Source organism: Acinetobacter geminorum (genome assembly GCF_013009345.1).
Taxonomy (GTDB): domain Bacteria; phylum Pseudomonadota; class Gammaproteobacteria; order Pseudomonadales; family Moraxellaceae; genus Acinetobacter; species Acinetobacter geminorum.
This window is the reverse complement of the sequence record NZ_JABELE010000009.1, coordinates 53,758-66,315: the sequence shown is the minus strand read 5'-3', so window position 1 is coordinate 66,315 and position 12,558 is coordinate 53,758. Positions and strand designations below refer to the sequence as shown.

Genomic DNA, 12,558 nt, shown 5'->3' with positions numbered 1-12,558 from the left:
ATTAGACTCTCTCAATAATCAAAGCAATGCCTTGGCCCACACCAATACACATTGAACACAAGGCATAACGACCACCTGTTTGCTCAAGTTGGTTCAAGGCTGTCGTCACGAGGCGTGCACCTGATGCACCCAGTGGATGGCCCAATGCAATGGCACCACCGTTTGGATTTACCTTGTTGCTATCATCTGGCAAACCTAAATCACGGGTCACTGCCAAAGCTTGTGCAGCAAACGCTTCATTGAGCTCAATCACATCCATCTGCTCTAAAGTCAGGTTGGCTTGTTTAAGTAATTTTTTAATGGCTGGTGCAGGAGCAAAACCCATAATGCGTGGTTCTACACCTACGGCTGTTGAAGCAATGATCTTGGCACGTGGTTTTAAGTTGTAAGCCTGAACTGCATCATCAGAAGCAATCAGTAGAGCTGCTGCACCATCGTTGATGCCTGAAGCATTCCCCGCAGTGACTGTGCCATCTGCTTTAACCACAGGTTTAAGTTTGCTTAAACCTTCAAGGGTGGTTGATGCACGTGGATGTTCATCGGTATCAATCACAACAGCATCACCCTTACGCTGAGGGATTTCAACTGGCACGATTTCTTTAGAAAAAAAGCCTTTGGCTTGCGCGCTTGCGGTGCGTTGTTGGCTCACCAAGGCAAACTGGTCCTGATCTGCACGATTGACGTTAAACTGTTCAGCCACGTTTTCGGCAGTCTGGGGCATGGTGTCTACACCATACAATTCTTTAAGTTTCGGGTTAATGAAACGCCAGCCCATGGTGGTGTCTTCAATCTTCTGGCTACGGCTAAAAGCACTGTCTGACTTACCCATCACATAGGGTGCACGGCTCATGCTTTCTACACCCCCAGCAATCACCAAATTCGCTTCACCTGCCTTAATGGCACGGGCAGCAATGGCAATGGCATCAAGTGATGAACCACACAAACGGTTAATCGTGGTTGCCGGTACTTGGTATGGTAAACCTGCAAGCAGTGCTGACATACGGCCGACATTACGGTTGTCTTCACCGGCTTGGTTGGCACAGCCATAGATCACATCATCGACCTGTTCCCAATCTACATTCGGGTTACGCTGCATGAGCGCTTTAATCGGCACAGCCCCCAGGTCATCGGCACGGACAGGAGCAAGGCCACCGGCATAACGGCCGAATGGAGTACGGATGGCATCGATGATATAAGCGTTTTTTAATGTCATTTCCCTACTTCCTTACCCTTGAGTCGCATCAATCAAAGTTGCACCTGTTAAAGCCTGTAAATCATCAAAGCTAAGGCCTTCCACTTTCTCAATCACCTTTAAACCTTCTTTGGTCACATCAATCACACAAAGATCGGTGTAAATTCGGTCAACACATTTTTTGCCCGTAACCGGATAAGTTAGCTCAGCCACAATCTTCGGCTCACCTTGTTTGGTCACATGGTCTGTGGTGATAAATACTTTCTTGGCCCCAACCGCCAAATCCATCGCACCACCAACCGCAGGAATCGCATCCGGTGCTCCCGTGTGCCAGTTTGCCAAGTCACCATTCGCAGCAACCTGAAATGCACCGAGTACTGCAATATCAAGGTGACCACCACGCATCATCGCAAATGAATCGCCATGGTGGAAAAAGCTACCACCTTCAAGCATGGTCACAAACTCTTTACCCGCATTAATCAGTTCAGGGTCTTCTTCACCTGCTGCTGGCGGTGGGCCAAAAGCTAACAGGCCATTTTCAGAATGAAGAAAAATATCTTTATCGTTAGGTAGGTAGCTTGCAATCTTGGTCGGTAGGCCAATACCCAAGTTCACATAGGCGCCATCTGGAATATCTTGTGCCACACGTTGTGCAATCTGGTCACGGCTGAGTTTCTGGTAGCTCATGTTATTTCTCCTTATTGCTTACTGTGCTGACGCTACTTGTACAACGTGCTGTACAAAGATACCCGGGGTGATAATGTGCTCAGGGTCTAATCCACCTAGCTCTACCACTTCAGAAACCTGAGCAATGGTGACATCCGCAGCCATCGCCATAATTGGGCCAAAGTTACGTGCAGATTTACGGTAAACCAGATTGCCCCAGCGGTCGCCTTTGTAAGCTTTAATCAAGGCAAAGTCAGCCTTGATTGGATATTCAAGTACGTAATCTTTCCCATCAATCTCACGGGTCTCTTTACCTTCGGCCAAAAGTGTTCCAAAGCCTGTTGGGGTAAATACCGCCCCAAGCCCCATACCGGCTGCCTGAATACGGCAAGCCAGATTACCTTGCGGGACCACTTCAAGCTCAACCTTTCCAGCACGGTACAACTCATCAAACACATAAGAGTCAGACTGACGGGGAAAAGAACAGATGACTTTTTTAACCGAACCAGCTTTAAGTAGCTTAGCCAGACCGTAATCGCCATTACCGGCATTGTTGCTGACAATAGTCAGGCCTTTAACACCGAGTTCAATAAGACCATCAATGAGTTCAGCGGGTTGTCCTGCGGTACCGAAACCACCAATCAGAATGGTTGCACCATCATTAATCTGCGATAGAACCTCGCTTAGTGAGGACTTACTTTTGTCAATCATTAGACAACTCCATTGTGCTCATTGAAGAAGAGATAGGTAAGAGAGTTAGGCACACTGAGGCGAGAAGAATAGATAAATATTTCACTCAATCCCGAGTGTTTCCCTTAGATTTCCCTTTTAAACATTTTTGATAATTTTCGTATTTTGATCTAGTAAGCTACATACAGTTTTGTTCGGTATAAATATATTTTGCTCGATGATCGAACATTATCTAAGTAAATTACTCAACTAATCTTATAGATTTGAGGTGTAAAAAACATTAATTCTTATAAATAGATATGTAGAAATGAAATGTTTACTTAGGCTATTTTTCAAATAAAACTACAAATATTATTATGTATATCTATCTTAAGACTGTGATTGTAAAATTAAACGTGCAAGTTCTAAATCATCAGGATAAGTAATTTTAATATTATCAGAACGCCCCATCACAACCTGCACAGTTTCACCCATATATTCGAGTGCGCTTGCCTCGTCGGTAATAGCAATGTTATTTTCTAAAGCGTATTCAATTGCTTTTTTGAGCTTCCCAATTTTAGAAATTTGAGGCGTTTGAGCCTGCCATAATGAATCCCGACTTACCGTTTTATTAATATGATTATTTGCCTCAACCTGTTTTAGCGTATCACGAACAGGAATCGCTAAAATAGCACTATGATTTGATTTAATTGCTTGTTCAACAAGGGTATTTAAACATTCAATTGTTACACAAGGCCGAGCTGCATCATGCACAAGTACCCAATCATTTTCATTAGCAAAAGTTAAAAGATGATTTAAAGCATTTAATACCGAATGGACTCGTTCAGCCCCACCTATACAAAAATGCGCCTTATCTATATTTTGAAATGCGAGCGTCTGAGCAAAGGTATCTTGGGTACCAATTGCCAGAACATAACCATTTAATGGAAGCTGGCTTATGCGTCGAACAGTATGTTCTAAAACAGTCGTATTCTGAATATATTGATACTGTTTCAATTCAGTTTTAGAAAATCGACTTCCTGAACCTGCAGCTGGAATAACTGCCCATAATTTAGTCTGGGATATCTGGGGATGCAGGTGTCTCATTCGTTTCCAAATCAACTTTAACGTTCGGGTCAATATAAATAGGCTTGTAATGGGTACTAATTGTACTCATTTGAACAAATGTCTCGTGTGGTTTAACCAAACCAAGATCAAGGCGAGCATGTTCTTCTATTGCTTCTGTACCATTTTTCAGGTCAAAAACCTCTGCTGCCAAAATACGGTTTCGTTCTTTAAGCTCTTCATTTACTTCAGCTTGTTGCTGAATTTGTTGCATGAGAGCTTGATGAGGGAGATAGCCACCCTCACCTAACCAAAATTGATATTGCAGTATGGCTACCAAAACAATAACCAGTAGTAATATCAGTTTGCTTGAAGTGGATCGAAATACTTCTAACATATCATTAAGATTTTTAATTAAAAACTTTTGTTAAGAGATTGTATTGTATAGTAATTAAGAAGTAGCATGCGAAATTCCTGCAAAAATTTAAGCAAAATTATTAATGGGCATATTACTTTAATTGACCATTGTGACATGTTTCATTTTGTCAAAAATGAATGGAATTTGAAAGGGAAATAATATTTATAAGTACAACTGCTTATAAATCAATCTACGCACAAAAAAGCCCTCTTTTAAGGGCTTTTATAAATCGGTTACTTATATGAGTATGTCTGTATCAAAAATTATAACGAACACTCAGCGTTGCATTTCTCGGTGTTCCCCAATTCATTGAGTTTTCACCAATACCTTCGTAATACTTCTCATCAAAAATATTATCGATATTAAATTGAAGTTTAATATTTTTATCTACTTGATAGCCAAACATCGCACTTGCTAAAACATAAGCATCTTGCTCAATACGAGAGCTTCCACTACCCGTATAGTATTTACTCTTATAATTTAAGCCAAGTCCTGCACTCCACTGATTAAGTTTGTACTTAACAAATAAATTTGAAGTTGTTCGAGAGTTTGTCGTATTAACCTTCGTACCCTTTGCATCTTTTGCTTCAAAATTAGCAATACCAAAATTAACCGCCCAGTTATCGTTAATTTCCCCATCAGCTTCAAACTCAAAGCCTTTACTTTCAACACCATCTACAGCACGGTAAGCTTGCTCTGTAGTTTGTGTACCATTACGGACAATAAATACTCCAGGTATCGATTCAGCAAAATTAGATTGTTCTATTCGAAATACTGACAATGCTGTATTTAAATGCCCCCCAAACCACTCACTCTTTAAGCCAGCCTCATAACTCTTACCTTTAATCGGGTCAATATATTGATCATTTATATCTTTACGATCTTGAGGTTTGAAAATTTCTGTATAACTCGCATAGACAGAATGATCTTGGGCAAAATCATAAATAGCGCCAATATATGGTGCTAATTCATTGTTAAATTCACGGTTACCTTTGTCATTTTCAGATTTATATTTCCAGTTAGATAAACGCGCACCAGCAATAATTTTCAAAGGGTCCAGAATTTGAAATTTTCCAGCAATATATGCCGCAGTTTGTGTGGTTTCATTCAGCGCATTTTTGCCGTTTAAAACAACAGGCTGAAGCAACTCTTGAGCTATATCATTATAGTTAAGCGGATCACCTAAATATTTTTCAATGTCTTGGTTTTTGTTAGATCCACCAAAAAGATCTTTGGTCTTTTCATTCTTATTCCAAGATCCGCCAATAATGATTTCTTGTTGGCGATTAAAAAGTGTAAGTGGGGCATTAATAAAAACATCAATATTGTTTTCTTCACTGGCAGCTTTTGCGCCATATACAGAAACATAATCAGTTTTATTCTCCGAATTATCATTTGGATTTTCTAATGGACTGGTGTTGGTTGCCTTGTCTACTCTTCCAGCTGTATATAACAACATAGAGTCCGTATCTTCTTTGCGGAAGGTATAAGCAACATTTAAATTAACGTCACTAAATAAATTCTGTTTTAAGTTCGCAAACACTGCCCTTGTATTCACATCCCAGTAAGTCCAAGGTGCACTTACTGTTAAGCTTCTAGAAAAATTGGTACGGGTCCCATCAGTATAAAAAGCTGGTGTACCACCCCAGCGGATACCATCACGATGCAATTCTTGATATGTAGCTCCAAGCGACATACTTGTTTTATCGCTCAGATCATAATCAAGAGCGCCATAAAATACATTCCGTTCTTTCTCATAAAAATCCATAAATGAATTTTCATCAGAATGCTTCACAAACATACGTCCACGCAATGAACCATCAGCATTAAGCGGTGCAGAAATATCTGCCGAACTACTCCAAGAGTTCCATGAGCCTAATGATGTACTGACATTACCACTAAGTTCTCTTGAGTTTGCATGTTTACGAATCATGTTCAGCGCCATCGCTGGATTTCCCGCACCTGTGGTTAGACCATTAGCACCTTTCACCACCTCAACGCGATCATAAATATCTAAATCAAGGTCTCCTGTACCTAAATTAATCGTGCTCGGTATTCCATCTATTAAGTAATAATCTACCTCAAAACCACGTGCATAAACTTTCTGACGCTCATCAGTACGTGAGGTCGAAACACCCGTAATATTGTTCATTAAATCTTGAAAAGAATCGATTTTACGATCATCTAAATATTCACGGGTTAAAACCTTCACCGACTGCGGTGTTTCACGAAGAGATAAATTTAATTTTGTAGAAGTATTTGTGCTTTTTGCTGTATAGCTGCCCGAACCTTCGGTAACAGTGGAATTTTCTTGTTCTGCTTGTACTCTTATCGTTTCTAAGGTGGCTGTTCCATTTTTCTCATCTGCATAACCAACTGAAGGAACAGTTAAAGCCATAGCAAATGCTAAAGGATGAGCTCTAAATGCTTTTCTAAAGGGCGAAGTGTACATAAGAAAATTCCATAATAATTAATGTGCTGTGCGAGATTCCTTACCCTTTTACTACTTTGTTCCTTATTACAAAGCAGCAAAAGTCGGCACAAAAATTAACATAAATGATAGTTATTATCAATAATATATTAATAATTATTCCTATTTGTTTAAATTAAATTATCAATGGTTCTAATCACTTATATATTTTCACTCTCTTCAAACCTTGTTTGGTCATCACATCTTTTAAATTTATTGCTCTTTCAATTAGCCAATAAAATGTTATGCAATAGTTTTATGATTAACTCAAAAAATAACAAACTAAACAGTATTTTCTTTTATATTTTATTATTCTTCCAAAATCTCATCATAGAGAATAAAGGTAAAAGTTGTAGTGCATAAAGTTTTAGCATTTTCTTTAGTAAGCTTAGGTTTGAGCGCTTGTAATAATCATACTGATGATAGTCCATCAAAAATAATTAATGTGGAGGACTCCCAAAAAACAAATAGACCTATTAATACCTATACATATGAATTTAATGACATTATTTATAAATTAAATACTGAACAAGACCAAATAACAGCCCATATAAAATTAAAACGTTTATTAAAAAAGATGCCATCTAACGATAACAACTTAAACATTTTAAAAACTAAACGTAAAATACTTGTACATTTAGGTTGTCTTAATGAAGCTTATCGCGTTACCGAAAAAATACTAACTAAATCAGAAAATTCAAAATTACAAGAGATGCAATGTATTTTCTTAAGTAAAATGAAGAAAGATGCTCATGAAATAAAAGCATGTTATGAAAAAACCGCGAATAGTTATTTAAATGAGATAAATTTAATTCCCAAAGCTGCTTTGCGATATCAATATACTTTATGGGGACATTATGCAGCAATGTTCCATGCTGGTCATATAGAATATAAAGATAAACTCCAAGAAGTTATTGATTATCACAACATTGAAGATCACAAAAAAACATATCAACAAATGTATAAAAATGTTATGGATCCTCAAGTTTTTCAAAAACGTCTAGATGAGATTCCTTATACTCCTGATTGTCATTAAACTGTTTTTTTAAATCTTAATATCAGTTATTTTTATAGCTTGCATCCTTATTAAATCTAATCTACCTAATAAGAATGTTCTTGTTGATATATCTTTTAATATTTCCTTCCCTTTGGGAATAGCATCACCTCTTAATAGATCTATTTTTGAATAGTACAGGACATAATTAGACTAACAATATTAAGTTTATTCACACAGAATTAGTTGCGAATAAAATTTATAAAAAGTCACATATGCTTCACTCTTTTAACCAATAACTACCTAAAAAGTATATTTTTTTATTTTCTAATTTGTTAAGAATTTTATAAGGATTTCTCTCAATATTTTAATAAGGAGAAAGGTGAAAAATGGATTTTATTAATATATTTATAGGTGATACCACCTGGAACTTTGTTTTAGAAGTTTTAGTTCGATGTACCGTGATGTTTATCATCATTATTAGTTTTTTAAGATTATCTGGTAAACGAGGTGTACGTCAGCTCTCCCTTTTTGAACTCGCAATCATTTTATGTTTGGGGTCAGCAGCTGGCGATCCGATGTTTACTGAGGATATACCTATTGCACATGCCTTTGTTGTGTTTATCGTTATTCTTTTTCTTTATCGATTTGCTACATGGAGCATGGTAAAGCATAAAAAAATTGAAGATTTACTTGAAGGAAAAGCGCTTTGTATTGTTAAGGATGGTCTTATAGTCTACAAAGATTTCCAAAAACAATCATATTCTCATGATGAGTTTTTCTCAGAAATGCGGCAACAACATGTTGAGCATCTTGGACAAGTGAGAACAGCTTTATTAGAGTCTGATGGTATTCTTAGTCTGCTTTATTTTGAAGATGAGGACGTAAAATGGGGCCTACCATTATTCCCTGACGCTTACCGCAGAGCCAATGTACTTAAACTTAATACTTTTTATTCATGTATGAAATGTGGTGAAACTAAAATTTTAAATAAAATCGACCAAGAATGTAGCCGATGTCAACATCACCGTTGGGCTGAGTCTTTAAAAACACGCCGATTAGGATAATAGAAAAGGTGCTATTTCCTACTAAAAACAGAAAATAGCACCTTAAAATGTTAAAAAATTAATTTTAACTTTTATTTAAAGATTAGTTTAAACCTTTAAACTCAGCTTTACCACGGTAAGCAGCTTTAGTCATTTCTTCAATACGAAGTAATTGGTTGTACTTAGACACACGGTCAGAACGGCAAAGTGAACCGGTCTTGATTTGACCAGCTGCTGTACCTACTGCTAAGTCAGCAATTGTTGAATCTTCCGTTTCACCAGAACGGTGAGAAATAACAGTCGAATAACCATTTGCTTTAGCAAGATAAATTGCGTCTAAAGTTTCAGTCAAAGTACCGATCTGGTTGTATTTGATTAAGATTGAGTTACCAACTTTTTCATCAATACCACGTTGTAAAATCTTAGGATTAGTTACGAACAAGTCATCACCAACCAATTGGATTTTATCACCAAGGATTGAAGTCAAGTAGCTCCAGCCTTCCCAATCAGACTCATCTAAACCATCTTCGATTGAGATAATTGGATATTGATTTACAAGACCAGCTAAATAATCTGCAAACTGATGGCTTGTAAATGCACGGTTGCCTTCGCCTTCTAAAACGTATTGACCGTTTTTGTAGAATTCTGAAGATGCGCAGTCTAACGCAAGCATCATGTCTGAACCAGCTTTGTAACCAGTCAATTCAATTGCTTGTAAAATGATTTGAATTGCTTCTTCGTTAGAACGTAAGTTAGGAGCAAAACCACCTTCATCACCCACAGCAGTATTCAAACCTTGTTTCTTTAAAACTGATTTTAAAGAATGGAATACTTCAGCACCAGCACGTAAAGCTTCAGCAAATGAAGTGAAACCTACAGGCTCAATCATGAACTCTTGAATATCAACAGTGTTGTCCGCATGCTCACCACCATTTAAGATGTTCATCATCGGTACAGGCATTGTCAAAATTGTTTGACCACGAAGATCTGCGATGTATTGGAAAAGAGGAAGTTTCTTTTCTTCAGCAGCAGCGCGCGCAGCAGCCAATGACACAGCTAAAGTTGCGTTAGCACCTAATTTTTCTTTGTTTTCAGTACCGTCAAGCGCGATCATTGTGTTATCAATGTCTTTTTGCTCAAAAACTGATTTACCCAACAAAGCATCACGAATCAATGTATTAACGTTGTTAACTGCTGTACGAACGCCTTTACCTAAGTAACGCGATTTATCACCGTCACGTAGTTCTAAAGCTTCACGAGAACCAGTTGAAGCACCAGATGGTGCACATGCACGACCAACAACCCCAGATTCTAAAATTACGTCTGCTTCGATGGTTGGGTTACCACGAGAGTCCAAAATTTCACGTGCACGAATGTCAACGATTTGGCTCATGAACAATTCCTCTTTGAATGAATATGAGCTGCGGTTAAAGCAGCGTAAGGGTTATAAAACAACTCAATGGGTGTCTAACTTTTTGAATCCTTTAACTAAAGTATCCAATTCTTTTATTTGTGCCAAAAATGGTTCAAGTTGGGACATACGTAATGCACAAGGTCCATCGCATTTTGCATGTTCTGGGTCTGGGTGTCCTTCCAAGAACAATCCAGCCAAACCAGTTGCCATTCCAGCGCGTGCTAAAGTTGTAATTTGAGCACGACGACCACCTGCTGAGTCAGCACGACCACCAGGGGTTTGTAACGCATGTGTCACGTCAAAGAAAACTGGCACATTCATTTCTTTCATTGTGTCAAAGCCAAGCATATCTACAACAAGATTGTTATAACCAAATGCTGAACCACGTTCACAAAGAATAAGTTTGTCGTTTCCTGCTTCTAAACATTTATGCAGGATATGACGCATTTCATGAGGTGCTAAAAACTGGGCTTTCTTAATATTAATAATAGCCTGTGTTTTTGCCATCGCCTCTACAAGATCAGTTTGACGACTTAAGAAAGCGGGTAATTGAATAATATCGGCTACTTCTGCGACCGGTGCAGCCTGATATGGCTCATGCACATCAGTAATGATAGGAACATTAAAATGTTTTTTAATATCACCTAACCATTCAATACCTTTTTCAAGTCCAGGACCACGGAATGAATGTAGACTAGAACGATTTGCTTTATCGAAACTCGCTTTAAATACATAAGGAATATCTAAGCGTTTGCAAATATCAACATACGTTTCTGCAATTTCAAAAGCTAAATCTTTTGATTCAAGTACGTTCATTCCGCCAAATAATACAAATGGCAAATGATTTGCCATTTGTATATCGCCTAAACGTACAACTTCTTGTGGTTTTAATTGTGACATTTAAACTTTCCCAGTTTATTTAAAATCGCATTATTTACTTTTTTGATGCTGTGTTTTTGCAGCGTCAATAAAACTAGCAAATAATGGATGTCCATCACGTGGTGAACTTGTAAATTCCGGGTGGAATTGTACAGCAATAAACCAAGGATGTTCAGGAATTTCTACAGTTTCAACTAAATGTTGTGCTGAAGAGTAACCTGAAATCTTCATACCAGCTTGTTCAATCGACTCGATGAAACGGTTATTCATTTCATAACGGTGACGATGACGCTCAGTGATTTCAGCTTTACCGTAGACTTCACGTGTTTTTGTGCCTTCAACCAATTCAGATTTTTGAGCACCTAAACGCATAGTTCCACCTAAGTCAGACTCAAGGCTGCGTTGTTGTAATTCACCACGCTCATCTAACCATTCAGTAATTAAACCAATGAGTGGATATTTTGTAGAGCGGTTAAATTCTGTAGAAGAAGCTTCTGGCATACCTGCAACATGGCGAGCGTATTCAATAACAGCCAATTGCATGCCTAAACAAATACCCAAGAATGGGATTTTGTTTTCACGTGCGTATTGAATAGCTTTCATTTTGCCTTCAGTACCACGTTCACCAAAACCACCTGGAACTAAAATTGCATCAGCTGTACTTAAAATAGATACGTCTTGGCTTTCAAGTTCTTCAGCGTTGACATAATCGATTTGTACTTTTACGCGATTTTTAATACCTGCGTGTAATAACGCTTCATTCACAGACTTGTAAGCATCTGGTAATTCAACATATTTACCAACCATAGCTACACGTAAAGTGTATTCAGGATTTAGTAATGCTTCGACTACATTGTCCCAATCTTCCAGGTTTGCTTCTGGAAGATCATTAAATCCAAAACGCTCACAGATCAAGTCATCAACGTTTTGTTCATAGAATGTACGTGGAATTTGATAAATCGTTTTCGCATCTTTACATACCACTACAGCACGCGCTTCTACGTTAGTGAACAATGCAATTTTGCGTTTAGTGTCAACATCCACATCATATTCAGTACGGCAGATAAGAATATCTGGCTGAATACCAATCGAAAGCAACTCTTTTACAGAGTGTTGAGTTGGTTTTGTTTTAAGCTCTGCTGCAGATTTGATATATGGCAACAAAGTTAAATGCATAAGCATGGTTCTTTTATGACCAAGCTCAACCATTAACTGACGAACTGACTCCATAAATGGAAGTGATTCAATATCACCTACCGTACCGCCAATTTCTACGATAGCAACATCGTAGCCTTCACCTGCGCGAAGTACGCGTTCTTTAATGTTGTCAGTAATATGAGGAATAACTTGAACCGTACCACCAAGGTAGTCACCACGACGTTCTTTATTTAGAACGTCCTGATATACACGACCACTGGTAAAGTTATTAAGTTTGGTCATTTTCGCACGACGTAAGAAACGTTCGTAATAACCCAAGTCTAGATCAGTTTCGGCACCATCCTCTGTGACAAAAACTTCACCATGTTGGAAAGGGCTCATTGTCCCTGGATCGACATTAATGTAGGGATCCATTTTAACCATTGTGACTTTTAAGCCACGGGCTTCCAAAAGTGCAGCAACTGAAGCAGCAGAAATACCTTTACCTAGCGATGAAACTACACCACCAGTGACAAAAATAAAATGGGTCATTAAGTTTCTCGTACAATCAAGCCGAAATCGGCCTACAATGTTTGGCAATTTTACTG

At 38.1% G+C, this 12,558-nt stretch carries 11 protein-coding genes; 2 read left to right on the top strand and 9 right to left on the bottom strand.

Translation table 11 applies throughout. The features are described from left to right. Window position 1: 1 nt before the first annotated feature. The 6 genes from pcaF to HJG58_RS10035 all read right to left on the bottom strand — a co-directional run bounded on the left by pcaF (window position 2) and on the right by HJG58_RS10035 (window position 6,462). The gene (gene pcaF, locus HJG58_RS10060) at window positions 2–1,213 is read right to left on the bottom strand and encodes a 3-oxoadipyl-CoA thiolase (RefSeq protein ID WP_170248761.1); all 1,212 of its coding nucleotides are present in this window, start codon (window positions 1,211–1,213) and stop codon (window positions 2–4) included. Between the two features lie 12 nt (window positions 1,214–1,225). Beyond that, a complete protein-coding gene (locus HJG58_RS10055) occupies window positions 1,226–1,879 on the bottom strand; it encodes a 3-oxoacid CoA-transferase subunit B (protein WP_170248760.1) in 654 nt (217 codons plus the stop codon). A gap of 18 nt (window positions 1,880–1,897) precedes the next feature. Next, the gene (locus HJG58_RS10050; RefSeq protein ID WP_170248759.1) at window positions 1,898–2,569 is read right to left on the bottom strand and encodes a 3-oxoacid CoA-transferase subunit A; all 672 of its coding nucleotides are present in this window, start codon (window positions 2,567–2,569) and stop codon (window positions 1,898–1,900) included. 348 nt (window positions 2,570–2,917) lie between these two features. Beyond that, entirely contained in the window at window positions 2,918–3,634 is a 717-nt protein-coding gene (gene ispD, locus HJG58_RS10045; RefSeq protein WP_170248758.1) for a 2-C-methyl-D-erythritol 4-phosphate cytidylyltransferase, read from the bottom strand. Then, window positions 3,600–3,989 carry a cell division protein FtsB gene (ftsB, locus tag HJG58_RS10040; protein WP_170248757.1) on the bottom strand — a complete coding sequence of 130 codons (390 nt, stop codon included), beginning with the start codon at window positions 3,987–3,989 and terminating at the stop codon, window positions 3,600–3,602. Before ftsB ends, ispD begins: the two co-directional genes overlap by 35 nt. A gap of 277 nt (window positions 3,990–4,266) precedes the next feature. Continuing rightward, window positions 4,267–6,462: a TonB-dependent siderophore receptor gene (locus tag HJG58_RS10035; RefSeq protein WP_328704628.1), complete on the bottom strand. Its 2,196-nt coding sequence runs from the start codon at window positions 6,460–6,462 to the stop codon at window positions 4,267–4,269. A gap of 373 nt (window positions 6,463–6,835) precedes the next feature. Between HJG58_RS10035 and HJG58_RS10030 the strand changes: the two genes are divergently transcribed. Next, window positions 6,836–7,516, top strand: a complete 681-nt coding sequence (locus tag HJG58_RS10030) for a hypothetical protein (protein WP_170248756.1) — start codon at window positions 6,836–6,838, stop codon at window positions 7,514–7,516. Between the two features lie 347 nt (window positions 7,517–7,863). Beyond that, window positions 7,864–8,541: a DUF421 domain-containing protein gene (locus tag HJG58_RS10025; protein ID WP_170248755.1), complete on the top strand. Its 678-nt coding sequence runs from the start codon at window positions 7,864–7,866 to the stop codon at window positions 8,539–8,541. Window positions 8,542–8,623: 82 nt separating this feature from the next. On the opposite strand, the gene eno is transcribed toward HJG58_RS10025, so the two are convergent. The 3 genes from eno to HJG58_RS10010 all read right to left on the bottom strand — a co-directional run bounded on the left by eno (window position 8,624) and on the right by HJG58_RS10010 (window position 12,502). Then, complete coding sequence (gene eno, locus HJG58_RS10020; RefSeq protein WP_170248754.1) at window positions 8,624–9,913, bottom strand: phosphopyruvate hydratase; 1,290 nt, start codon at window positions 9,911–9,913, stop codon at window positions 8,624–8,626. 63 nt (window positions 9,914–9,976) lie between these two features. Continuing rightward, complete coding sequence (gene kdsA / locus HJG58_RS10015; RefSeq protein WP_017400378.1) at window positions 9,977–10,834, bottom strand: 3-deoxy-8-phosphooctulonate synthase; 858 nt, start codon at window positions 10,832–10,834, stop codon at window positions 9,977–9,979. Window positions 10,835–10,864: 30 nt separating this feature from the next. Continuing rightward, complete coding sequence (locus HJG58_RS10010) at window positions 10,865–12,502, bottom strand: CTP synthase (RefSeq protein WP_002121060.1); 1,638 nt, start codon at window positions 12,500–12,502, stop codon at window positions 10,865–10,867. Window positions 12,503–12,558: the final 56 nt, after the last annotated feature.

What these genes read in the sequence shown, in the direction of transcription:
- pcaF (WP_170248761.1), bottom strand. Translation starts at nt 1,213, where the DNA reads ATGACATTAAAAAACGCTTATATCATCGATGCCATCCGTACTCCATTC.
- HJG58_RS10010 (WP_002121060.1), bottom strand. Translation starts at nt 12,502, where the DNA reads ATGACCCATTTTATTTTTGTCACTGGTGGTGTAGTTTCATCGCTAGGT.
- HJG58_RS10035 (WP_328704628.1), bottom strand. Translation starts at nt 6,462, where the DNA reads ATGTACACTTCGCCCTTTAGAAAAGCATTTAGAGCTCATCCTTTAGCA.
- kdsA (WP_017400378.1), bottom strand. Translation starts at nt 10,834, where the DNA reads ATGTCACAATTAAAACCACAAGAAGTTGTACGTTTAGGCGATATACAA.
- ftsB (WP_170248757.1), bottom strand. Translation starts at nt 3,989, where the DNA reads ATGTTAGAAGTATTTCGATCCACTTCAAGCAAACTGATATTACTACTG.
- HJG58_RS10050 (WP_170248759.1), bottom strand. Translation starts at nt 2,569, where the DNA reads ATGATTGACAAAAGTAAGTCCTCACTAAGCGAGGTTCTATCGCAGATT.
- ispD (WP_170248758.1), bottom strand. Translation starts at nt 3,634, where the DNA reads ATGAGACACCTGCATCCCCAGATATCCCAGACTAAATTATGGGCAGTT.
- eno (WP_170248754.1), bottom strand. Translation starts at nt 9,913, where the DNA reads ATGAGCCAAATCGTTGACATTCGTGCACGTGAAATTTTGGACTCTCGT.
- HJG58_RS10025 (WP_170248755.1), top strand. Translation starts at nt 7,864, where the DNA reads ATGGATTTTATTAATATATTTATAGGTGATACCACCTGGAACTTTGTT.
- HJG58_RS10055 (WP_170248760.1), bottom strand. Translation starts at nt 1,879, where the DNA reads ATGAGCTACCAGAAACTCAGCCGTGACCAGATTGCACAACGTGTGGCA.